General features: G+C 63.2%; 17 protein-coding genes. 6 read left to right on the forward strand and 11 right to left on the reverse strand.

The genetic code is table 11. The annotated features are described in order from the left end of the window. The first annotated feature begins 7 nt into the window (after positions 1 to 7). A complete protein-coding gene (locus P3T24_RS26050) occupies positions 8 to 946 on the forward strand; it encodes an ABC transporter ATP-binding protein (protein ID WP_429439197.1) in 939 nt (312 codons plus the stop codon). Continuing rightward, on the forward strand, positions 939 to 1,721 hold the full coding sequence (locus P3T24_RS26055) for a metal ABC transporter permease (protein ID WP_429439200.1): 783 nt from the start codon (positions 939 to 941) through the stop codon (positions 1,719 to 1,721). Before P3T24_RS26050 ends, P3T24_RS26055 begins: the two co-directional genes overlap by 8 nt. Positions 1,722 to 1,732: 11 nt before the next feature. Here the strand turns inward: P3T24_RS26055 and fghA are convergent, their stop codons facing one another. Continuing rightward, positions 1,733 to 2,596 carry an S-formylglutathione hydrolase gene (gene fghA, locus P3T24_RS26060; RefSeq protein WP_429439203.1) on the reverse strand — a complete coding sequence of 288 codons (864 nt, stop codon included), beginning with the start codon at positions 2,594 to 2,596 and terminating at the stop codon, positions 1,733 to 1,735. Between the two features lie 34 nt (positions 2,597 to 2,630). Then, positions 2,631 to 3,737 (reverse strand): S-(hydroxymethyl)glutathione dehydrogenase/class III alcohol dehydrogenase, encoded by a 1,107-nt coding sequence (locus P3T24_RS26065; protein ID WP_429439205.1) that lies wholly within the window; start codon positions 3,735 to 3,737, stop codon positions 2,631 to 2,633. A 485-nt stretch (positions 3,738 to 4,222) separates the two neighbouring features. Here P3T24_RS26065 and P3T24_RS26070 point away from each other — a divergent pair, with 485 nt between their 5' ends. Next, positions 4,223 to 5,638 carry a nucleobase:cation symporter-2 family protein gene (locus tag P3T24_RS26070; protein WP_074263472.1) on the forward strand — a complete coding sequence of 472 codons (1,416 nt, stop codon included), beginning with the start codon at positions 4,223 to 4,225 and terminating at the stop codon, positions 5,636 to 5,638. 214 nt (positions 5,639 to 5,852) lie between these two features. Here P3T24_RS26070 and P3T24_RS26075 read toward each other — a convergent pair whose 3' ends face one another. From P3T24_RS26075 to P3T24_RS26085, 3 genes are read right to left on the reverse strand one after another with little or no spacing between them, the layout of a single operon-like run. Continuing rightward, a complete protein-coding gene (locus P3T24_RS26075) occupies positions 5,853 to 7,376 on the reverse strand; it encodes an efflux transporter outer membrane subunit (protein ID WP_429439207.1) in 1,524 nt (507 codons plus the stop codon). A gap of 1 nt (position 7,377) precedes the next feature. Then, entirely contained in the window at positions 7,378 to 10,587 is a 3,210-nt protein-coding gene (locus tag P3T24_RS26080) for an efflux RND transporter permease subunit (protein ID WP_074263470.1), read from the reverse strand. 15 nt (positions 10,588 to 10,602) lie between these two features. Beyond that, positions 10,603 to 11,829, reverse strand: a complete 1,227-nt coding sequence (locus P3T24_RS26085; protein ID WP_074263469.1) for an efflux RND transporter periplasmic adaptor subunit — start codon at positions 11,827 to 11,829, stop codon at positions 10,603 to 10,605. Positions 11,830 to 12,251: 422 nt separating this feature from the next. On the opposite strand from P3T24_RS26085, the gene P3T24_RS26090 reads away from it, so the two are divergent. Next, positions 12,252 to 12,911 carry a TetR family transcriptional regulator gene (locus tag P3T24_RS26090; RefSeq protein WP_074263468.1) on the forward strand — a complete coding sequence of 220 codons (660 nt, stop codon included), beginning with the start codon at positions 12,252 to 12,254 and terminating at the stop codon, positions 12,909 to 12,911. Positions 12,912 to 12,918: 7 nt separating this feature from the next. Here P3T24_RS26090 and P3T24_RS26095 read toward each other — a convergent pair whose 3' ends face one another. The 6 genes from P3T24_RS26095 to P3T24_RS26120 all read right to left on the reverse strand — a co-directional run bounded on the left by P3T24_RS26095 (position 12,919) and on the right by P3T24_RS26120 (position 18,677). Next, positions 12,919 to 13,671 (reverse strand): CoxG family protein, encoded by a 753-nt coding sequence (locus tag P3T24_RS26095; protein ID WP_074263467.1) that lies wholly within the window; start codon positions 13,669 to 13,671, stop codon positions 12,919 to 12,921. Between the two features lie 35 nt (positions 13,672 to 13,706). Beyond that, positions 13,707 to 14,129: a DUF427 domain-containing protein gene (locus tag P3T24_RS26100; RefSeq protein ID WP_074263466.1), complete on the reverse strand. Its 423-nt coding sequence runs from the start codon at positions 14,127 to 14,129 to the stop codon at positions 13,707 to 13,709. Positions 14,130 to 14,345: 216 nt separating this feature from the next. Next, positions 14,346 to 14,843, reverse strand: coding sequence for a carboxypeptidase regulatory-like domain-containing protein (locus P3T24_RS26105; protein ID WP_429439210.1), 498 nt, complete (start codon positions 14,841 to 14,843; stop codon positions 14,346 to 14,348). A 209-nt stretch (positions 14,844 to 15,052) separates the two neighbouring features. Further along, entirely contained in the window at positions 15,053 to 16,579 is a 1,527-nt protein-coding gene (locus P3T24_RS26110; protein WP_429439213.1) for a DegQ family serine endoprotease, read from the reverse strand. A 129-nt stretch (positions 16,580 to 16,708) separates the two neighbouring features. Next, complete coding sequence (locus tag P3T24_RS26115; protein WP_429439216.1) at positions 16,709 to 18,010, reverse strand: ATP-binding protein; 1,302 nt, start codon at positions 18,008 to 18,010, stop codon at positions 16,709 to 16,711. Between the two features lie 4 nt (positions 18,011 to 18,014). Continuing rightward, positions 18,015 to 18,677 carry a response regulator gene (locus P3T24_RS26120; protein ID WP_074263462.1) on the reverse strand — a complete coding sequence of 221 codons (663 nt, stop codon included), beginning with the start codon at positions 18,675 to 18,677 and terminating at the stop codon, positions 18,015 to 18,017. Between the two features lie 324 nt (positions 18,678 to 19,001). Here P3T24_RS26120 and dacB point away from each other — a divergent pair, with 324 nt between their 5' ends. Continuing rightward, positions 19,002 to 20,708 (forward strand): D-alanyl-D-alanine carboxypeptidase/D-alanyl-D-alanine endopeptidase, encoded by a 1,707-nt coding sequence (dacB, locus tag P3T24_RS26125; RefSeq protein WP_429439219.1) that lies wholly within the window; start codon positions 19,002 to 19,004, stop codon positions 20,706 to 20,708. 195 nt (positions 20,709 to 20,903) lie between these two features. Beyond that, positions 20,904 to 21,860 carry a sterol desaturase family protein gene (locus P3T24_RS26130; RefSeq protein WP_429439222.1) on the forward strand — a complete coding sequence of 319 codons (957 nt, stop codon included), beginning with the start codon at positions 20,904 to 20,906 and terminating at the stop codon, positions 21,858 to 21,860. Positions 21,861 to 21,901: the final 41 nt, after the last annotated feature.

Here is a 21,901-nt window from a genome sequence, read left to right on the forward strand (position 1 = left end):
CCACGTAATGACTCTGACTGGCCGCACATCGTCCAATGCCGCGCCCGTTCTCGAACTCGAGAACGTGACGCTGGAACTGGGCGGCCGTGCCATCCTGCGCGACACCAGTCTGCAGGTGAATCAAGGTGAATTCATCGGCGTGCTCGGGCCGAACGGCGCGGGTAAAACCACACTGATGCGCGCCGTGCTCGGCCTCGTGCCGGCGGCAAGCGGCACGATCCGCGTCCTCGGTCAGCCGGTAGTGCGCGGCAACGCGTCGATCGGTTATATGCCGCAGACGCGCGCCGCGCTCGCCGGCCGCCGCGTGCGCGGCCGCGATTTTGTAGCGATGGCGGCCGATGGTCACCGCTGGGGTCTGCCGCACGCCGACGCGAAAACGCGCACGGATGTGGAACGCGTGCTGGATCTGGTGGGCGGTCGCGCACTGGCGGCGCGGCCTTTGTCGGAGCTGTCGGGTGGCGAGCGTCAGCGTCTGTTGCTCGCGCAGTGCCTGCTCGGCAATCCCAAACTGCTGCTGCTCGATGAGCCGCTGATCAGTCTGGACCCGCATCATCAAAAGAGCGTGGTCGAACTGGTGCGCAACGTGCAGCAGGAACTCGGCATCGCGGTGCTGTTCTCTGCGCACGAGCTCAACCCGCTGCTACATGCGCTCGACCGGGTGCTGTACCTGGGCAGCGGAGTCGCAGCACTCGGCACGGTTGATGAAGTGATCACGAAGCCGGTGCTGTCGCGGCTCTACGGCTCGGCCATCGACGTGATGCGCGTGAATGGCCGCATCTTCGTGATGTCAGGCGACGTCGAAGTCGAAAAGCACGATCACGAACACGAAGACGACGCGCATGATCACGATCATGGCGGCGCGTCGGGCCACGGGCATAAGCACGGCCATGGCCACTCACACGGCCATCACCACGCCTCACGCGACGGACACACGAACGATGTTTGAATACGATTTCATGGTGAACGCATTCGCGGCGTCGGGGATCGTCGCGGTGCTGGCGGGGATTGTTGGTTATTTTCTGGTGATGCGCGGACAGACGTTTGCAGGCCACGCGCTCTCGCACGTCGGCTTCACCGGCGCGACTGGCGCGGTGCTGCTTGGCATCTCGCCGATCTGGGGGATGATCGGTTTCACGTTGGCGGCAGGTGTTGGCATGGGCGCGCTCGGCGAGAAACTCGCGGGGCGCGATGTGGCGATCGGCGTGATCCTCTCGCTCGCGCTCGGCTTCGGCCTGCTGTTTCTGCACTTCTTTACCGCTTACGCGACTCAGGTCACTGCACTGCTGTTCGGCAATGTGCTCGGCGTGAACGCGTCCACGCTGGGCGTGCTCGCGGGACTCGGTATTCTAAGTCTGCTGGCGCTCGCCGCGATCATGCGGCCGTTGCTGTTCGCTTCGCTTCAACCGGAATTGGCCGAGGCCAAGGGCGTGTCGCTGCGGCTCGTGTCGGTGCTGTTTCTGGCGATTGCGGCGCTGGCAGTGGCGGCATGCACGCAGATCGTCGGCGTGTTGCTGGTGTTCACGCTGATGGTAGGGCCGGCGGCCGCGGCGCAGAACCTCACCACAAGGCTCTCCACCGGGCTCGTGCTCGCGGCGCTGCTCGCGCTGGTGCAAGCGTGGCTGGGACTCACGCTCGCGTTCTATACCGATTGGCCGACGAGCTTCTGGATCACCGCGCTAGCCGCCTTGGTATATGGCGCCAGTTTGCTAGGCCGGCGGTGAGAGATCGCGCATCAGGCGAGCAAAACCTTCGCGTGATGCGCAATATGATCCTCGATGAACGTCGAGATGAAAAAGTACCCGTGGTCGTAGCCCACGTGACGCCGCAACGTCAATGGCTGTCCTGCGGCATGGCACGCCGCTTCGAATACATCAGGATATAACTGCTCGGAAAGAAACTGGTCCGACAGACCCTGATCGATCAGAATCCCCTCCGCGAACTTGTGCGAAGTGTTCGCCACCAGTTCGCTCGCGTCGTACGCCTTCCACGCTTCCCGATCCTGGCCCAGATAGCCGCCGAATGCCTTCTCGCCCCACGGAGAGATCGAGGGCGCCGCAATCGGCGCGAACGCCGACACCGAGCGGTAAATCTGCGGATTGCGTAGCGCCAGCATCAGCGCGCCGTGGCCGCCCATCGAGTGACCGAAGATGCCGAGCCTCTCGCCGTCCACCGGCAGATTCGCCAGCACCGTTTCCCGCAGTTCGTCGCGCACGTAAGAGTACATCCGGAAGTGCTTCGACCAGGGTTCCTCGGTCGCATCGACATAAAACCCCGCACCCACGCCGAAGTCCCATGCCGCGCTTTCGCCCGGGATACCCGCACCGCGCGGACTGGTGTCCGGTGCGATCAGCGCAATCCCGTGCTGCGCGGCGAAGCGCTGCGCGCCTGCCTTGATCGGGAAGGTTTCCTCGGTACAGGTGAGACCCGCGAGGTAGAACAGCGCCGGCACCTTCACCTCCGCGGCATCGGCTCCCTGCGTGGCTTGCGGCGGCAGATACACCGCAAAACGCATCGGCAGCCCGATTACCTTCGACTCATGCTTGTAGATACGCTGCGCGCCGCCGTAGCAGGTGTGATTGGCTAGCAGTTCGAGCATCGCGCCCTCCCTTGAATGCAAGGTGAATCCGGCATCAGTACAGCACGACCGAGCGGATCGACTCGCCCTTCTTCATCAGGTCGAAGCCTTCGTTGATGCGATCGAGCGGCAGACGATGCGTGATCAGATCGTCGATGTTGATCTTGCCTTCCATGTACCAGTCGACGATCTTCGGCACATCGGTGCGGCCACGTGCGCCGCCGAATGCGGAACCCTTCCATTGACGACCCGTCACGAGCTGGAACGGACGGGTGCTGATTTCTTCACCTGCTGCCGCCACGCCGATGATGAACGACTGTCCCCAGCCCTTGTGCGTGCACTCGAGCGCCTGGAGCATCACCTTCGTGTTGCCGATGCATTCGAACGAGTAGTCGGCGCCGCCGTCGGTCAGTTGAACGATATGATCGACGACGTTCTCGACTTCCGTCGGGTTGATGAAGTGCGTCATACCGAATTTCTTCGCGAGCTCGACCCGCCCCGGGTTCAGATCGACGCCGATGATCTTGTCCGCGCCCACCATCTTCGCGCCCTGGATCACGTTCAGCCCGATCCCGCCGAGACCGAACACCACCACGTTCGCACCCGCCTCGACCTTGGCCGAGTACACCACTGCGCCGACGCCAGTCGTCACACCGCAGCCGATGTAGCAGATCTTGTCGAACGGCGCGTCTTCACGCACCTTCGCCACCGCAATCTCCGGCACCACGATGTAGTTCGAGAACGTCGACGTCCCCATGTAATGGAACAACGGCTTGCCGTCCAGAGAGAAGCGCGAAGTGGCATCGGGCATGAGCCCTTTGCCCTGCGTCGAACGAATCGCCTGACACAGATTGGTCTTGCGCGACAGACAGAACTTGCACTGACGGCACTCCGGCGTGTAGAGCGGAATCACGTGATCGCCCTTCTTCAGGGTGCCGACGCCCGGCCCGACGTCGACGATTACGCCCGCGCCTTCATGGCCAAGAATCGCTGGGAAGATGCCTTCCGGGTCCGCGCCCGACAACGTGTAGTAGTCGGTGTGGCAAATACCGGTGGCTTTCACTTCGATCAGCACTTCGCCGGCACGCGGCCCTTCCAGATCGACTTCCTCGATCGTCAGCGGTGCGCCGGCCTTCCATGCGATGGCTGCTTTCGTCTTCATGGTGAATGCTCCTGTAGTTCTTGAATCAATCTCGTGATGCGCGGCTTGAACCTTCAACACGACCGGCGCCTATGATCGCCGAAAACTGCGGCGCGCGTATTCCAGCGTTCACCACCGCCAGTTCAAGGCATGTGTCATCGACGATTGCATGTTTGAGAGAGCGGGGGCTCCGGGAAACGCCAATTGCGGGTTAACCCCGCCACTCCGGAAGCGGCGCCAAAACGGCACTATGCGTCGCCTCGAATACACCTCATGGATTCTCACACATATCGCTTTACATCAGCCCCGTGCTGCGGTCCGACCTTCGCACCGCAGCGCGGGGCTCACAGCCTGTTTGCGCGGCCCACGCATTTCGATCGGCTTTCAAATTGCCCTCACCCATATGATCGTCGCGAAGCCCGGAATAGGCCCCAGTGGTCTTGTTGTGCTTTTTCTCTCCGCATACCTTGGAGTCATCCCAAAACGAGATGGTGGAGAGAGACAAAATGCAATCGAACACGGTTCACCCGTGCGACGAGCGACTGCCCGCAGGCCAGTTGCTCACGCTCGGCATTCAGCACGTCCTCGTCATGTATGCCGGCGCAGTGGCGGTGCCGCTGATCGTCGGCAGCGCGCTCAAACTGCCGAAAGATCAGATTGCGTTCCTGATCAGCGCCGATCTCTTCTCCTGCGGCATCGCCACGCTGATCCAGACGCTCGGCCTGTGGATCTTCGGCATTCGCCTGCCCGTCATCATGGGCTGCACGTTTGCGGCCGTCGGCCCGATGGTGGCGATCGGCACCAACCCGAGTCTGGGTATTCTCGATATCTTCGGTTCGACGATCGCGGCCGGCGTGGTGGGCATATTACTGGCCCCTGCTGTCGGCAAGCTGTTGCGGTTCTTCCCGCCCGTGGTGATCGGCGTGGTGATCTCGGTGATCGGCTTGTCGCTGATGGAGGTCGGTATCAACTGGGCGGCCGGCGGTGTCGGCAATCCTGATTACGGCAATCCGGTGTATCTGGGCCTGTCGCTCGTCGTGCTCACGCTGATCCTGCTGATCAACAAGTTCGGCAAAGGCTTCGTGGCCAACATCTCCGTGTTGCTCGGCATCGTCGCTGGCTTTGTGATCGCCGCGCTGCTTGGCCGCGTCAACATGGCAGGTGTGACGGCCGCGCCGTGGGTGGGCATCGTGATGCCGTTCCACTTCGGCCTGCCGCACTTCGATCCGCTCGCCATCGCGACGATGGTCACCGTGATGTTCGTCACGTTCATCGAATCGACCGGCATGTTCCTCGCGGTCGGCGATATGGTGGACCGCCCCGTGGATCAGAAGACCCTCGTGCGTGGCCTGCGTGTGGATGGCCTGGGTACGTTGATCGGCGGCATCTTCAACTCGTTCCCCCATACATCGTTCTCGCAGAACGTGGGGCTGATCGGCGTGACGGGTGTGAAGAGCCGCTTCGTCTGCGCGACGGGCGGTGTGATCCTCGTGCTGCTTGGTCTGTTTCCGAAGATGGCTCAGGTGGTCGCGTCGGTGCCGGCGTTCGTGCTCGGCGGTGCAGGCATCGTGATGTTCGGGATGGTGGCCGCGAACGGCATCAAGGTGCTGTCGAAGGTCGACTTCGTGAAAAACCACCACAACCTGTTCATCGTCGCGGTGAGCATCGGTCTCGGTCTCGTGCCGGTGGTGTCGCCGCAGTTTTTCTCCAGGCTGCCACCAGCGCTTTCACCGCTGTTGCATAGCGGGATTCTGTTGGCCTCGGTGTCTGCCGTCGTGCTGAATCTGGTGTTTAACGGCGTCAAAGGAGAGCGTACCGCGAGGCGCGAAATCCGCCGCGCTGGGCATGATTTCGATGGACGTGGCGGCAATGAAGAAGCCGCTCCGGGCGATGAAATGCTGAGGGCTGCGGATTTGCACTGAGTTTGAATGAGAGAAAAGCTGGCGGGTGCGAGGTGACACTCGTGCGATGCCCGCAAGCCCGAGCGCACAGGCCACGCGGAAAAGGTCGTGCGATAGACGCGGCAGCGCTGAAACAGAAACGCCACGGCATGCCGTGGCGTTTCTGTTTGCTACGTAAGCAGCAGGCCTAGAACAACAGCCCGCCGCCTGCCGTTGGAACTATCGCACCCTGTGCTTAATTCACCGCAGGCGCAGAAGCCGCCGCCGTTGCACCCGGCGCCGCGCTGTAGTCCACCGGTGCATCGGCCGGACGCGGTTGATCGCCGCTGTGTTCGATCCACCCGCCACCAAGCGACTGATACAGGTCGACCAGGTTCGTCAGCCGCGCGACCCGCGCCGAAATCAATGCCTGCTGCGCCGAATACAGATCGGTCTGCGCAGTCAGCACCGACAGATAGCTGTCCACGCCATTGCGATAACGCAGATCCGACAGATCCAGACGCCGCTGTTCCGCGAAGGTATCGCGTTCGAGCGCCGCAATCTGCTCGTCGTACGTGCCGCGCGCCGCGAGTCCGTCCGCCACTTCGCGGAAGGCCGTCTGGATCGCCTTTTCGTACGTCGCGACCTGGATGTTCTTCTGCACGTGAGCGAGATCGAGGTTAGCCTTGTTCTCACCGCCAGCGAAAATCGGCAAGGTGATCGTCGGTGTGAAACCCCACGCCGCCGAACCCGGCTTGAACAGCGTACCCAACGTCGGACTCAGCGTGCCGAAGTTGCCCGTCAACGAAATCTTCGGGAAGAACGCTGCGCGCGCTGCACCGATATTCGCGTTGGCGGCCAGCAGGTTCTCCTCGGCTTCCATGATGTCCGGACGCCGCGTCAACAGATCCGACGGCAAGCCAGCCGGAACATCCGTGAGGAGATTCTGGTTGTCGAGCGTCAGACCCGGCGGCAGATCGTCAGGCAACGGCTCGCCAACCAGCAGCACCAGCGCGTTGACCGCCTGGGCACGCAAGCGCGCCTCGGCCTGGTAGTTCGCATTGGCCTGCTCGACCACCGTTTGCGCCTGGCGCAGATCGAGCTCGGAACCTGTGCCGTTGTCGAACTGCAGCTTGTTGATCCGATACGATTCCTGCGCGGTCTTCAGCGTGCCTTCGGTGACCTTCAGCAGATCGTCATACGACAGCACCGTCAGATACTGATCCGCCACCTGCGACACCAGCGAGATCTCCGCCGCCTTACGCGCCTGCGCCGTGGCGAGGTATTGATCCAACGCCTGATCCTTCAGGCTGCGAATCCGGCCGAAGAAGTCGAGTTCCCACGAGGCATTCAGCCCGACGGAATACTCAGTGCTGAGCTCCTCGCCCGGCAGCGCGAGATCCGCCGGAGTACGCGTGCGCGTCTCCGAACCCGCCGCGCTGACGGACGGCAGAAGCCCCGCGCGCACCACCCGGTACTGCGCCTGCGATTGCTGGATATTCAGCACCGACACGCGCAGATCGCGGTTGTTCTTCAGCGCAATCTCAATCAACCGTTGCAGGCGCGGATCGACGAAGAAGTCGCGCCAGCCGATATCGGACGCGGCCTGGGCGTTCGCGCTACGCGCGCCGCCGTTCGCCGGGCCCGGCTGCGTCGCGTAGACGCCGTCCGTCGGAAACGTTCCCGACACCGGTGCGGCCGGCCGGTCGTACTTCGGCTCCATCGTGCAAGCTGCAGCGAGGAACGCGACCGCCACTGCTATCAAAGAGTGTTTTTGCATCTCAATGTCCTTCCTTGCCCGAGCCGCTTCCATCATGACCGTCGCCCTGCGGATCATGAGGATGGTGCTGGTTATAGTGTTCGAGCGCCGCATCCGGATCTTCCTTCTCGCCGCCGAACTTTGCACGAACCACGACGAAGAACATCGGGATCATGAAAATCGCGAGGAAGGTCGCCGTCAGCATCCCGCCGATCACGCCGGTACCAATCGCGTGCTGGCTCGCAGACCCAGCACCGTTACTGATAGCAAGCGGCATCACGCCGAGAATGAACGCGAGCGAGGTCATCAGGATTGGCCGCAACCGCAGACGCGCGGCTTCCAGCGCAGCCTCGACCGGCCCCATGCCTTCGCCCTGCTGCAGTTCGCGGGCGAATTCCACGATCAGAATCGCGTTCTTCGCCGACAACCCCACGGTGGTCAACAGACCCACCTGGAAGAACACGTCGTTCTCGAGGCCACGCAGCGTAGCGGCCAGCAGTGCGCCCAACACGCCGAGCGGCACCACCATGATCACCGAGAACGGGATCGACCAGCTTTCATACAGCGCCGCGAGACACAGGAACACCACGAGGATCGAGATACCGTAGAGGATAGGCGCTTGCGAACCAGACTGGATTTCCTGGAACGACAAACCTGTCCACTCGTAACCGATACCCGCCGGCAGCTTGGCCGCAATCGCCTCGATTGCCGCGTTCGCCTGACCCGTACTCTTGCCAGGCGCAGCCGCACCCTGGATTTCCACCGCGGAAATACCGTTGTAGCGCTCGAGCTTCGGCGAACCGTAGGCCCACGTGCCGGTCGTGAACGCCGAGAACGGGACCATCGTGCCGGCGCCGTTACGTACGTACCAGTCGTTCAGATCTTCCGGGTTCATCCGGAATGGTGCGTCAGCCTGCAGGTACACCTTCTTGATCCGGCTGTCGGTATCGAGGAAGTTGTTCACATAGGCCGATGCCCAGGCGATCGAGAACGTCTGGTCGATCGTGGCGAGCGACACGCCGAGCGCGGCAGCCTTCTCATGGTCGATCGTCACGTTGAACTGCGGCGTGTCGTTCAGCCCGTTCGGACGTACCTGCGCCAACACCGGATCCTTCGCGGCCATGCCGAGCAGCATGTTGCGCGCTTCCATCAGCTTCTCGTGGCCAAGCCCTGCACGGTCTTCCAGTTCAAAGTCGAAGCCCGATGCCGTACCCAATTCCGGAATCGACGGCGGGTTGACCGGATACACCAGCGCATTCTTATAGCCCGCGAAGTGCATGAACAGGCGGCCTACGAGTGCCTGAACCTTCTCGTCGGCATGTTGGCGCTGCGAGTAGTCCTTCATCCGCACGAACACGAGACCCGCGTTCTGGCCGCGGCCGGCAAAGCTGAAACCGTTCACTGTGAAGACGGATTCCACGATGCCCTTCTCTTTGTCGAGCAGGTAGTCCGAAATGTCCTTCAGCGCATGCGCGGTGGTCTCCTGGGTCGAGCCCGACGGCGTCTGCACCAGCACGAACATCGTGCCCTGGTCTTCATCCGGCAGGAACGACTTCGGCAGACGCACGAACAGCATGCCCACCGCCACGATCACCACCAGGTAGATGATGAGCCAGCGGCCCGAGCGCTTGATCACGTGGTGCACACCACTGTGGTACTTGTCGCGGCTCTTCTCGAAGGTTCGGTTGAACCAGCCGAAGAAACCCTTCTTCTCTTCGTGATGGCCTTGCGGAATCGGTTTGAGAATCGTCGCGCAGAGTGCCGGCGTCAACACCAATGCGACCAGCACGGACAGCACCATCGCCGACACGATGGTCAGCGAGAACTGCCGGTAAATGGCGCCTACCGAGCCGCCCGAGAACGCCACCGGCACGAACACCGCCGACAGCACGAGCGCCACACCGACCAGCGCACCGGTAATCTGGTCCATGGCCTTGCGCGTCGCGTCGCGCGGCGACAGGCCCTCTTCGGCCATCACCCGCTCGACGTTCTCCACCACCACGATCGCATCGTCCACCAGCAGACCAATGGCAAGCACCAGCCCGAACATGGACAGCACGTTGATCGAGAAGCCCACCGCGCTCATGATCGCGAACGTACCGAGCAGCACCACCGGCACCGCGATCGTCGGAATCAACGTCGCGCGCAGGTTTTGCAGGAACAGGTACATGACCAGGAACACCAGCACGATCCCTTCGAGCAGCGTCTTGACCACTTCTTCGATCGACAGGCGCACGAACGGCGTCGTGTCATACGGATACTTCACGACAAGACCGTGCGGGAAGTACTTCGACAACTGGTCGACCTTCGCGCGCACCGCCTTGGCCGTAGCCAGCGCGTTGGCGCCCGTGGCCAGCTGAATCCCGAAGCCGGCCGTCGGCACACCGTTGTACTTGGTGTCGAAGTTGTAGTTTTCGCCGCCCAGATCGATGCGCGCCACGTCCTTCAGCAGCACGCGCGAGCCGTCCTGATTCACCTTCAGCAGAATGTTGCCGAACTGCTCCGGCGTCTGCAGCAGTGTTGCTTCGCTGATCGTGGCCTGCAGTGCCTGACCCGGCACCGCCGGCGTGCCGCCAAGCGAGCCGCCGGCGACCTGCACGTTCTGCGCGGTCAATGCGGTCTGCACATCGACCGGCGTGAGACCGAAGTTGGTGAGCTTGTTCGCATCGAGCCAGATCCGCATGGCGTACTGCGAGCCGAACAGCGTGACCGTACCCACACCGTCGATCCGGCTGACCGGGTCTTCGATGTTCGACGCGACGTAGTTCGCCAGGTCGTACTTGTTCATGCTGCCGTCTTCGGAGTTAAAGGCCATCACGAGCAGGAAGCTGCTGCTCGACTTGGTGACCTTGGTACCGAGCTGCTGCACGGCCTGCGGAAGCAGCGGCGTAGCCAACTGCAGCTTGTTCTGCACCTGCACCTGCGCGATGTCAGGATTGGTGCCGGCGGCGAACGTCAGCGTGATGGTGGCCGTACCCGAGTCATCGGAAGTGGACGAGATATACAGCAAGTGGTCGAGACCGCTCATCTGCTGCTCGATCACCTGCGTGACGGTGTTTTCCACCGTCTTCGCCGATGCGCCCGGGTACGTTGCGCTGATCTGCACGGCCGGCGGCGCGATGGTCGGGTATTGCGCGATCGGTAGCGTAAAGATCGACGCGAGGCCCGCGAGCATCAAAATGATGGCGATCACCCATGCAAAAATCGGGCGATCGATAAAAAACTTTGCCATGAAACAGGCTCCCTGTTATTGCGCGCCCGATGCTGCAGAAGCAGCCTGAGCCGTCTGGGCACCGCTGGCGGCCGGCGCAGCTGCAGCAGCCGCGTCGGAGGAAGCAGGCAGTTGCGCCGCGACAGTCTTGACGTCCATGCCAGGGCGAACCTTGTCGGTCCCCTGCACGATCACGCGGTCACCCGGATTCAGGCCACTGTCGACCACCCAGTTCGAGCCATACGTGCGCGAGGTGACGAGCTGACGCAATGCGACCTTGTTGTCCGCACCGACGACGAGCGCGGTGGGCGTGCCCTTCTGGTCATGCGTCACGCCGATCTGCGGTACGAGAATCGCCTGATCGTTCACGCCTTCCTCGATGCGCGCGCGCACGAACATGCCCGGCAGCAGCACACGGTCCTTGTTCTGGAACAGCGCGCGCACAGTGACGGAACCGGTGCTCTGATCGACCGTGACGTCGCTGAACTGCAGCTTGCCCTTCTCGGAGTAGGTACGGCCGTCTTCGAGAATCAGCGTGACCTTCGCCGCATCCGGACCGCTCGTCTTCAGACGACCTTCCTGCACATCGCGACGCAGCTTGAGGCCGTCGAGACTCGATTGCGTGAGGTCGACGTACATCGGATCCAGTTCCTGGACCGTCGACATCAACGTAGCCGCGCTCGCCTGCACATACGCGCCCGGCGTCACCTGCGAAATGCCGACCTGGCCGCTCACCGGCGAGACGACGTCCGTGTAGCCGAGATTGATCTGCGCGGTATCCACAGCGGCCTTGCCCGAAGCGACGTCCGCCGCAGCCTGGCCTTCCGAAGCGACTGCGTTGTCGTAGTCCTGCTTGCTGACTGCGTTGGCCGCGACCAGCACCTTGTAGCGGCTGGCCTGCGCCGTGACGGACACGAGGTTTGCCTGAGCCTTGGCAAGCGTCGCCTTGGCGCTGTTCAGTTGCGCGATGTAAGGCGCCGGGTCGATCTTGTAAAGACGCTGACCGGCTTTCACTTCGCTGCCTTCGGTGAACTCACGGCGCAGCACGATGCCGTCCACCCGCGCGCGCACTTGCGCCACGAGGAAAGCATTGGTGCGGCCCGGCAATTCGGTGACGACCGGCACGGCCGACGGCTGGACGGTGACGATGCCGACTTCGGGTGTTTGTTGTGGCGGGGCCGATTGTTTTGGTCCGCACGCTGCCAGCAATACGGCAGCCGTCGCGGCACTGATTAAGCGAAATGGAACCCGTTCGACGCGCATGGAGCGACCTCTGTCAAGGCTGAGAGAATGAAAAGTGCGCGCATCCCTACCCCGGGGACGACAGCGCACGCATGCGTCTTACGACGCGTAACCGGAAGCCCAGTGGTGCGGACCCGCTCTGCACCCCGGGCGATATGCGCCAAACCGGGAAATGCCGCACGCCGTCAACCCTTTTGGGACGGCGCATAAGCTTTCTGAAAGGCAACAGTGACGGATATTAACCGGTCGTCACGGCTTGGGCTATCCGATCGATGGGGTGCTATTATATATACATTCGCGAATGCATGTAAAAGTGTCTTTCGCTATCCTTTCAGGCAGTCCAAGGCAATACCTGCTCGCTAAAGACGAAACGCGCGGGCGGATTGTGACGGGCCACGTTTAAAAGTGTCCGGGTAATCCCACCAATACGCAGGTCAGACGAAATGGTCAGAAGGACCAAGGAAGAGGCGTTGGAGACGCGCGCCGGCATTCTCGATGCCGCCGAGAAGGTCTTTTTCGAGAAAGGCGTGTCGCGCACGTCGCTGGCTGACATCGCCCAGGCCGCGGGCGTCACCCGCGGGGCGATCTACTGGCACTTCGCCAACAAAGGCGACCTCTTCACCGAGATGTTCGACCGCGTGCTGCTGCCGCTCGACGAACTGAAGGCCGCGTCGATCAACCCGGAAGAGGCCGATCCGCTCGGACGGCTAATCGAAATCTGCACGCTGTGTCTGCGCGACACCGCGGCCGATCCGCGGCGGCGACGCGTATTCGACATTCTGTTTCTGAAATGCGAGTTCGTAGAAGATATGGGCCCGGTGATGGTCCGTTATCAGACCAACATGCGTGAGGGGCTCGGCAAGATCGAGATCGGCCTGCGCAACGCAATCTCCAAAGGCCAGATGCCGCCCGATCTCGACACGAAACTGGCAGCCACGATGCTGCATGCGTTCGTTGGCGGTTCGCTGAGAGACATGCTGATTCTGCCCGACTCCACCGATTTCGCCGAGCACGCGCAGCAGATGGTGGAAGCCATGTTCGACGCGCTGCGGCTCAGTCCGGCGTTACGCACCGGCGCGAATGGCGAGGCGAAGAAAGCCTGAGGTCCACTCAGCTCTGGGTACTGAACCAGTGCGCGGCATAAAGCAGCAACGCCACCACGAAGATCATCGCGGCCCACGCCCAGTTCGGCATGGCATGCGGCGTCGGCTCGCGATGCGACACGCTATGCGAGCGTGCCCCGAACAGCGTGCTGGTGGCACGCCCGGAGAGCGAGCCTCCGTGATCGTGCGGCCTGACCCGGCGCGCTACGCTGCCAAGGTTGATCGGCCGCAGGAATACATGCTGCCGCCGGCTGTGGGTGCCGCGCGCGCGGTTTGGACCTTGCCCATGCTTGGCCTGCACGACCGCGCAGAACTCCGTGAAGAAATCGTCGGCTAGCTCGTGCAGCGCATTCTCGATCTGGCGCGTCGGCAATTCGGCGAGGGGCCCCGTCAAGGTGGCCCACACCGAATAATCGATCCGCGTGCTCGGCGCCTTGTTCGACCCTGAATCGTCCGCGCGCAGCGTCACATCGATCTGTCCACGCAGCGATCCGACACCTTCGGCGCGCGCCTTGAAGTTGAGCGCACGATGCGGCTCGTCGAGCTGTACCGGATTCTTGTTGGCGACATGGGCGCGCACTTCGTAGCGGGCGCGCAACGGTCCGAGCGGCACCGTCAGCGTCAACGCATACTCGCCGCCCGCAAGGCGGCTGAACGACTCGCAGTTGTCGAGACTCGCGCGCAACAACGCGATGTCTTGCAGCGCGTCCCAGACATCGGCCGGTGCAAGCGCAATCCGTAACGCGTTGTTCAGCTCCATGACCCACTCCCCCGAGAAACGCGCCGTCTACACAATCAGGATGTCTGATAGATGCGGTCGACACGCGAAGCATAAAACGCCAGATAGCCCTTGATCTGCTGGACCCCGTCGAGCGGATTCTCATAACACCAGGCGGCATTCTCAACCAGGCCGTCTTCGGTGCGCAGATGGAAATAAGACGCCTCGCCCTTGAACGGGCAACGCGACGTATGGTTCGAGCTTTCGAGCCGCGCCATATTGACATCGCCGCGCGGAAAATAAAATACCTCGGGCAGGCCGCTCTCCGTAAGCGTGAGCGCGCCCTGCGTGTCGGCCATCGTGACGCCCTGATGGATCACCCGCACCCGGTGATGGTTGACGCTAATCTCGATGCGATGAGCGCCGGCAGCCGCACCGGAACCCGAAGCGCCGTGGGCGGTCCCCGGGGGACTCCCTGCGGGCGGCGTGGGATCGCTCATGTCAGGACTCCGTATGCGATAAAACGGCGGTTCAGGCAGCGGTCAAAAAATGATCGGGCAGCCATCCACACGAAGCGTCCCAGGAATGGCTCGGACTTCAACGCCCGGCGGCGGCTTTCAGAATGAAAAAAGCCACGGGGAGCACCCGTGGCTTCATTATCGGCCAATCTTCGGCCAATTGCGCAACCTTCGCGCGGCCGGCGAATTCGGCACGTGTTACTGCGTATTCCAGTAGAAGGCCGACTTGGTGCCGCCCTGGGCGGGCACTGTCACTGCCTTTTGCTGATCGTCGCTCTTGTAGCGCGCGTGCACCGTATAACGGCCCGGACGCAACCTCACGAGCATATAGGGACCGCGCGAATCGGCCTGCAGCACATCCGCGCCGTGTGCGTCGACGATCTGCACGTGCACGTCGGCGAGGAAGTCGGAGCCCGGGCCGGTAAAGCGCAGCGCCAGCGGCCAGTGGCTTTCGGCACCCTGGAGCGCCTTCGACTCGTCGCTGCCGACGCCGCCCGATACGTAGGCCACGCCGCCCTGATGCTGGATCTGCGGCATGCCGCCGCCGTTGACGTTGCCAGCGCTATCGCTCTCGCTGGTGGTGCCGCCGGTCGTGTCGTTCGACTGCTGCGCCCAGGCGCCACCCGCGAGACCTAGCGTCAGCGCCGCGGTTAGCGCCGCCGCCACGAGACGTCGCTGATTGCCTTGAAATTTCATTGCATCGCTCCTTGTTAGAGTCCTGGTGGGTCTACCCCCGACAGACAACTGCAACTGCCGTGCCCGCCTGAGTCCCAGACCACCTTTCCCAACAACATCCAACCTGCTGGCCCGCGTTGAGACTACCGTCGCGGCAAAAGGCGAGCGCCCTGCCCGTACAAGGCGCCGGTCCGTGGGCATTTTATGCAAACGGACCGGCAAGTTTTACGTCAACCGAGGTCCACCGGCACAAAAATCTGCGCGTTGTCACGCTGGATCAGAAGAGCGATGCTGTTGCCCGCCTGCGAGATCATCTGCTTCAACTGGTCGACGCTCGTCACCGGACGGCCGTTCACCGCCAGAATCACGTCGCCCGGCTGGATCCCGGCGTTCTCGGCCGCGCCGCCCGACTGCTGCACCAGCAAGCCGTGCGACACCGAAGCGTTACTCTTTTCGTCCGGCGTAAGCGGCCGCACCGCGACCCCGAGACGCCCCTGAACCTGCTCAGGCGCATTGTCGTTCTTCGCGACCTTGGTATCCGACATCGAGCCGAGCGTCACCTTAATGTCCTTGCTCGACTTGTCGCGCCACACGGTGATGGTCGCCGAACTGCCAGGTGCGAGGCTCGCGACCTGCGAAGGCAGATCGGTCGAATCCGCCACCGGCGAACCGTTCACCGCGGTGATCACGTCGCCGGGTTGCAGGCCGGCTTTGGCCGCCGGGCCGCCCGGGTCCACCGAGCTCACGAGCGCGCCGTTCGGCTTGGTCAAGCCGAACGAGTTGGCCAGCGTCTGGTTCATGCCTTGCACGGCAACACCGAGGCGCCCACGGCTTACGTGACCCGTCTTGACGAGATCGTCCTTGACCTTGATCGCTTCGTTGATCGGAATCGCGAATGACAGCCCCTGGAAGCCGCCCGTTTGCGAGTAGATCATCGAATTGATACCGATGACCTCGCCTTGCAGGTTGAACAGCGGACCACCCGAGTTGCCGGGGTTCACCGGCACGTCGGTCTGGATGAACGGAGTGTAGTTTTCGTTCGGCAGCGAGCGCGACTTCGCGCTGATGATGCCCGAGGTCACCGTGTTGTCGAAACCATAGGGCGAGCCGATTGCCACCACCCACTGGCCGACCTTGCTCTGGCTCGGGTCGCCGATCTTCACGATCGGCAGATTGCTCGCATCGATCTTCAGCACGGCCACGTCGGATTGCTTGTCGGCACCCACCACCTTGGCGCGGAACTCGCGCTTGTCGGTCAGCTTCACGGTCACGACGTTTGCGCCATCGACCACGTGCGCATTGGTCAGGATGTAGCCGTCGCTGCTGACGATAAAGCCTGAACCGAGACTCGCACTCGGCTGGTCGCCTTGATCGCCGCCGCCGTCGCCACCTTGCATGCCGGGCATGCCGCCGAAGAAGTGTTTATAGAACTGGTAGAACGGGTCGCTCGGATCAATCGGCAGCTGCTGGGCGTTGCCGCCGTTTTCGCCATTGTCGCCGCCGCTGCGCAGAGCGGTCTGCTTGACGACATGCTTCGCGCTGATGTTGACGACAGCGGGACCATAGGTCTCGACGAGGCCTGAGAAATCGGGGATGCCGGTCTTTGCCGCAGCTTCGGCAGGCATCATCGCGGCGGCCTGCGCCGGCGCGATAACCTGCGGCGCGGGCAGATCGCGGTGGCCAGCCACATAACCGGCGGACAGCGCGACGACAACGGCCACGGCAACAGCACTGCGGGACAGGGTTTTCGCATTCATCGTGAGCTCCTGACAGGGAGGAAGGCTTTGGGGATGGGATGAAGCGTACGTGCTATCGCTTAAAAGAGTCTTAAGCAGGGGAACTTCGGCAAAACGGCCTGCTTTCGACCACGCGACGCACTTTCCCCGTCAGAACCGCACGCTCACTTCGAGGCCACCGGCCGGTGCTTCGCCCAGTGTCACGCTCGCGTCATGCTGAAGCGCGATACGCCGCACGATCGCCAGCCCCAGTCCACTACCGGAGACATCCGTGCGGGCGCGATCGGCGCTCGCCCCGGCACGATAGAAGCGGTCGAACACACGCTCGCGCTCGGCGGGCGGAATGCCCGGTCCGCTGTCGCCAATGCGCACGACCGGATGCCCCGCCTCGACGGTCAGGCTCACATCCACCCGGCCGCCGCGCGGTGTGTATTTGGTTGCGTTGTCCACCAGGTTATTGAACATCACCCGCAGCGCGTCCGCATTGCCAGTCACGCTAGCAGCCTCGCTCGACTCAATGCCGAGATCGACACCACGTTGCTGCGCGAGCGGCGCGTAGGCCATCACGCAGTCTTCGAGCAACGCGTGCAGATCGATCGCCTGGGTCTGGGTGTGCCCGTCCGGTTCCGAACGCGCCAACGCCAGCAACTGTTCGGCGAGACGCGTCGCTCGCGTGACGCCTGCCTGCAGATCGGCGAGCGCTTCACTGCGCGTGGCGTCGTCGGTCGCACGCGCAACGAGTTGTGTCTGGATCTGCACCGCGGCGAGCGGTGTGCGCAGTTCGTGCGCGGCATCGGCAACGAACGCCTTCTGTGTGTCGAGCGCTGTGGCGAGACGCTGCAGCAGGCCATTGAGCGCGCGCACCAGCGGCTGCACTTCGAGCGGCAGGCGGCTGTCGGGCAGCGGATCGAGCGCTTCCGGATGGCGTGTATCGAGCGCCCCGGTTACCCGGCGCAGCGGCCTGAGTCCGCGCCCGACCACCATCCACACCGCCAACCCCAGCAACGGCAGCAGTACGATCAACGGCCATAGCGTGCGTAACGCCACGTTCGCAGCAAGGCGGTTGCGCACCGACACCGGCTGGGCCAGTTGCACGACGTTATCGCCGACGATCGCGCCGTACACGCGCCAGTCGCCGCGGTCGGTGCGCTCGGTTGAAAAGCCGAGTTCGGCGCGCGGCGCGAGCGGCGCGCGCGGCCGCGAGTAGTACATCAACGCCCCGTTGCGATTCCAGATCTGCAGCACGATGCCTTCGTCGCCGGTATCGCGCGAGCCGAGCACCTGCGAGAAGGGCTCGGACGGCAGCGCTTCGGCAATCTCCTGCAACTGGTAATCGAACAGTTCGTTGGCTTCGGCGAGCGCCTGACGGTAGATCAGCCAGCCGGCGATGCCGACGCCGAGCAACACGATGGCAAGCAGCCAGAACAGCAATTGACGACGAATGGAACGCATCGGCTCAGGCGTCCTTCGCGATCATGTAGCCGAGGCCTCGCACGTTGCGGATCAGGTCGGCGCCGAGCTTCTTGCGCAGCGCGTGGATGTACACCTCGACGGTATTGCTGCCGATTTCCTCACCCCAGCCATACATTTTTTCTTCGAGCTGGCTCTTCGAGAGCACCGCGCCGGGCCGCGCAATCAGCGCTTCGAGCAGCGCAAATTCGCGCGCGGACAGCGCAACCGGCGTGCCGGCCAGCGTCACCTGGTGCGAAGCGGGATCGAGCGTGAGCGTGCCGTGGCGGATGGTCGAATCGCTGCGGCCCGACTGACGCCGAATCAGCGCGCGCATGCGGGCGCCGAGTTCGTCGAGATCGAAAGGTTTGACGAGGTAATCGTCGGCACCCGCGTCGAGTCCTTTGACGCGATCGGCCACGGCGTCACGCGCCGTCACGATCAGCACCGGCAGCGTATGACCGCGTGCGCGCAATGCACGCAGCACGTCGAGGCCGTCGCGCTTGGGCAGCCCGAGATCGAGCAGCACCAGATCGTAAGGTTCACCGCCGGCCGCGCTGAGCGCCGCCTCGCCGTCTTCCACCCAGTCGACAGCAAAGCCTTCGCCACGTAACGCTTTGCGCACGCCCTCGGCAATCATCCGGTCGTCTTCGACTAGCAATATGCGCATGACTCTACGATTCCGAAACACTCATGATGCCGCATTCTAGCGCCCGTCCCGGCCTCGTGCGCCTCGCCCCCGCGGATTGCTGCAGGTATGGCGCAATTTCACCTCACCAGCGCGGCATGTCTCTACAATGAGCGCTTTTGCGCAGCGCGCCATCGGGCCCTGAAAACAAGGGGCCACATGGCGACTCGCACAAGGTAAAACAAACGCGCGCATGACGATGAAGTTTTGCTGCGCGCGGCCGTTACACCCCTTGTATGCCCTACATGAGTACAGCGCGCCGAGCGCCGTGCTTCAGCACGTGACTCTTTGGTTTTTCGCCCGTTCATGACGCACGCCTTCCTGTCTTTTCTCGTCCGCCGCCTCGCGCCGCGCGCTGCTTCGTTGGTCTCATTCGTTACTGCTGCACCGTCCACATCCTCTGACGCGATCCCGTACGGTACCGTTACCGCGCAAGGTGTCGCCCCAAGGCGGGCAGCACGGCGCAACCCGGCGCGGCGTGCCCTAATGGGCGCCGTCGCCCTGCTGATGGCGTGTGCGGCGCTTGCCTGCGCCGCGCCGGCGCAAGCCCGCATCAAGGCCAAGCACCCTACTGTCAGCGTCAGTACGGTGCTGCCGCCCGTCGTCATGACTGACCTCGCACGCGCCCACGTGCCGTTGTCCAATATCAGCGTGGTGGTCGAGAAAGTCGGCGATCGCACCCCCATCGTCGCGCTCAACGCGGGCAAGCCGATGATGCCCGCCTCGACGATGAAGCTCGTCACGACCTACTCCGGCCTGTCGATCCTGGGCCCCGACTACCGCTGGCGCACCAGCGCCTACGCAGACGGCACGCTCGACGCCAACGGCATCCTGCACGGCAATCTCTACATCCAGGGCACCGGCGACCCGAAGCTCGTGCCGGAAGAACTGATCGACCTCGTGCAGAAAATCCGTAAGGCCGGCATCAACGGGATCGACGGCGCGCTGGTGCTCGACAAGCGTTTTTTCGACGCTTCGACGCGCGACCTGCCACCGTTCGACGACGATGTCACGGCTCCGTACAACGTCGGCCCCGATCCTCTGCTGTACGCTTTCAAGTCGCTGTCGTTCACGCTGACACCGTCGCCTGACGGTAGCGTGGCCATCGACGTCATACCCGCGCTCGCGCAGCTGCAGATCGACAACCAGCTGCACGCCACCGGCGGCCCGTGCCGCGGCGAACTGCCCACGCCCGAGGTGACGCCGCAGCCGAACGGCACGGTGAGCGCATCGTTCGTCGGCGAATACCCCGTGCGCTGCGGCCCACGCACACTGAACGTGGCGATGCTCGACCACTCGGCGTTCTTCGCCGGCGGTTTCCTCGCGCTATGGGAACAGAACGGCGGCACCTTCACCGGCGCGACGCGCGAAGGCCCTGTACCGGTCGAAGCACGCCTGATCGCCACTCACGAGGGGCCGATGCTGTCCGACATCGTTCACGACATCAACAAGTTCAGCAACAACACGATGGCGCGCAATCTGTTCCTGACGATCGGCGCGGTCACCAGCAAACCGCCGGCGACGCCGGAAAAATCCGCGCGTGCAATCGAAGCGTTCCTGCAGAAAAACGGCCTCGACATGGAGTACCTCTCGCTCGACAACGGCTCGGGCCTGTCGCGCGACGAGCACATTACGGCGCTCTCGCTGGCGGATCTGTTGCAGGCGGCCAACGCGAGCCCGGTCGCCCAGGTGTTCGTCGATTCGCTGCCGGTGGCCGGCGTCGACGGCACGATGCGCAACCGCCTCACCTCGCAACCGGTCGGCGGCAACGCGCACATCAAGACCGGCACGTTGCGCGACGTGCGCGCCATCGCGGGCTACGTGGCCTCCGCCGACGGCGTCAGTTATATCGTCGTCAGCATCATCAACGACCCGCACTCGGAAGCTGCGCGGGCCGCGCACGATGCGCTGCTTGAATGGGTGTACCAGGGACCGTCGCAACCGATGCAGGAAGTCGCGGAAGAACCGCGCAGCAAGCCCAGGAAAAACCCGCACAAGGGCAACCAGCATTGAGGATTCCTTCTAGCGAAGCCATGCGCGGCAGGCCCCAGAGCGTGTACGCTTGCGGGCAGTGTTTGAAGCGCGCGTGACATCCAGACAGGCGCGCGCCAACCGCGCGCCACCCAGAACGGCGTTGCGGAATCAGACGATAACGACAACGCCTGCTGCGGCATTCGCAGCGGCCAGGGACCCAGGAGGAAGACGCCCATGCAATTCGATGCCGAATTGCTGCTGCTCGCCATGGCGCCCGTCTTCCTTGCATGCATCGGCTGGGAGGCGTGGCACCTGCATCGCACGCGCCCCGCAGCACGCCTCTATAGCTGGCGCGACACGCTTTGCAACGCCGCACTGGCGTTGCTGCAGCAGGCCGCCGACAAGCTCGCGTGGCTCGCGATCATCCCCATTTATGCGTATTGCTTCGACCACTTTCGCGTCTACACATGGCGCGCGGGATGGCTATCGTTCGTCGTCCTGTTCGTCGCGCAGGATCTGCTCTACTACGTGTTTCACCGCTGCAGCCACCGGGTGCGCTGGCTGTGGGCCGCACATGTCGTGCATCACTCGTCGGAGCGAATGAATTTTTCCACTGCCTTCCGCCAGAGCCTGATGTACCCCATCGCCGGCATGTGGGTGTTCTGGATTCCGCTCGCAGTACTGGGCTTTCCGCCGAAGCAGATCGTCGCCATCGTCCTGATCAATCTCGGCTTTCAGTTTTTCGTGCACACCCAGGCGATCGGCAAACTCGGCTGGCTCGAATACGTGTTGAACACGCCGTCGATTCATCGCGTACACCACGCGCGCAACGACCGCTACATCGATCGCAATTACGCCGGCGTGCTCGTCATCTGGGACCGGCTGTTCGGCAGCTATGTGGAAGAAGATGCGCACGATGCGCCGGTCTACGGCATCGTCGAGCCACTTCACACCTATAACCCGCTAAAGGCGACGTTCCACGAATGGGCGTCGATGGGTGCCGATTTCCTGCAGGTGCAGGGCTGGCGCAACAAGCTGAGCGCGCTGTTCGCGCCGCCCGCGTGGGCCGCCGCGTATCACGCGTCGCGCGACTCGCAGACCGCTGGGCGCCATCCGGACGAACGCGTTAATGCATCGACAAACAACCCGGCGGCGTTTCAAACGCCACGCAGACCGGGAAAGATTCTGTAAGCTGTCGCCACGCCGCCGACGCGGTGGGCGCCGCCTGCATC

Source organism: Paraburkholderia sp. GAS33, assembly GCF_050436645.1.
Classification (GTDB): Bacteria; Pseudomonadota; Gammaproteobacteria; order Burkholderiales; family Burkholderiaceae; genus Paraburkholderia; species Paraburkholderia phenazinium_B.

What these genes read in the sequence shown, in the direction of transcription:
- P3T24_RS26050 (WP_429439197.1), top strand. Translation starts at nt 8, where the DNA reads ATGACTCTGACTGGCCGCACATCGTCCAATGCCGCGCCCGTTCTCGAA.
- P3T24_RS26055 (WP_429439200.1), top strand. Translation starts at nt 939, where the DNA reads ATGTTTGAATACGATTTCATGGTGAACGCATTCGCGGCGTCGGGGATC.
- fghA (WP_429439203.1), bottom strand. Translation starts at nt 2,596, where the DNA reads ATGCTCGAACTGCTAGCCAATCACACCTGCTACGGCGGCGCGCAGCGT.
- P3T24_RS26065 (WP_429439205.1), bottom strand. Translation starts at nt 3,737, where the DNA reads ATGAAGACGAAAGCAGCCATCGCATGGAAGGCCGGCGCACCGCTGACG.
- P3T24_RS26070 (WP_074263472.1), top strand. Translation starts at nt 4,223, where the DNA reads ATGCAATCGAACACGGTTCACCCGTGCGACGAGCGACTGCCCGCAGGC.
- P3T24_RS26075 (WP_429439207.1), bottom strand. Translation starts at nt 7,376, where the DNA reads ATGCAAAAACACTCTTTGATAGCAGTGGCGGTCGCGTTCCTCGCTGCA.
- P3T24_RS26080 (WP_074263470.1), bottom strand. Translation starts at nt 10,587, where the DNA reads ATGGCAAAGTTTTTTATCGATCGCCCGATTTTTGCATGGGTGATCGCC.
- P3T24_RS26085 (WP_074263469.1), bottom strand. Translation starts at nt 11,829, where the DNA reads ATGCGCGTCGAACGGGTTCCATTTCGCTTAATCAGTGCCGCGACGGCT.
- P3T24_RS26090 (WP_074263468.1), top strand. Translation starts at nt 12,252, where the DNA reads ATGGTCAGAAGGACCAAGGAAGAGGCGTTGGAGACGCGCGCCGGCATT.
- P3T24_RS26095 (WP_074263467.1), bottom strand. Translation starts at nt 13,671, where the DNA reads ATGGAGCTGAACAACGCGTTACGGATTGCGCTTGCACCGGCCGATGTC.
- P3T24_RS26100 (WP_074263466.1), bottom strand. Translation starts at nt 14,129, where the DNA reads ATGAGCGATCCCACGCCGCCCGCAGGGAGTCCCCCGGGGACCGCCCAC.
- P3T24_RS26105 (WP_429439210.1), bottom strand. Translation starts at nt 14,843, where the DNA reads ATGAAATTTCAAGGCAATCAGCGACGTCTCGTGGCGGCGGCGCTAACC.
- P3T24_RS26110 (WP_429439213.1), bottom strand. Translation starts at nt 16,579, where the DNA reads ATGAATGCGAAAACCCTGTCCCGCAGTGCTGTTGCCGTGGCCGTTGTC.
- P3T24_RS26115 (WP_429439216.1), bottom strand. Translation starts at nt 18,010, where the DNA reads ATGCGTTCCATTCGTCGTCAATTGCTGTTCTGGCTGCTTGCCATCGTG.
- P3T24_RS26120 (WP_074263462.1), bottom strand. Translation starts at nt 18,677, where the DNA reads ATGCGCATATTGCTAGTCGAAGACGACCGGATGATTGCCGAGGGCGTG.
- dacB (WP_429439219.1), top strand. Translation starts at nt 19,002, where the DNA reads ATGACGCACGCCTTCCTGTCTTTTCTCGTCCGCCGCCTCGCGCCGCGC.
- P3T24_RS26130 (WP_429439222.1), top strand. Translation starts at nt 20,904, where the DNA reads ATGCAATTCGATGCCGAATTGCTGCTGCTCGCCATGGCGCCCGTCTTC.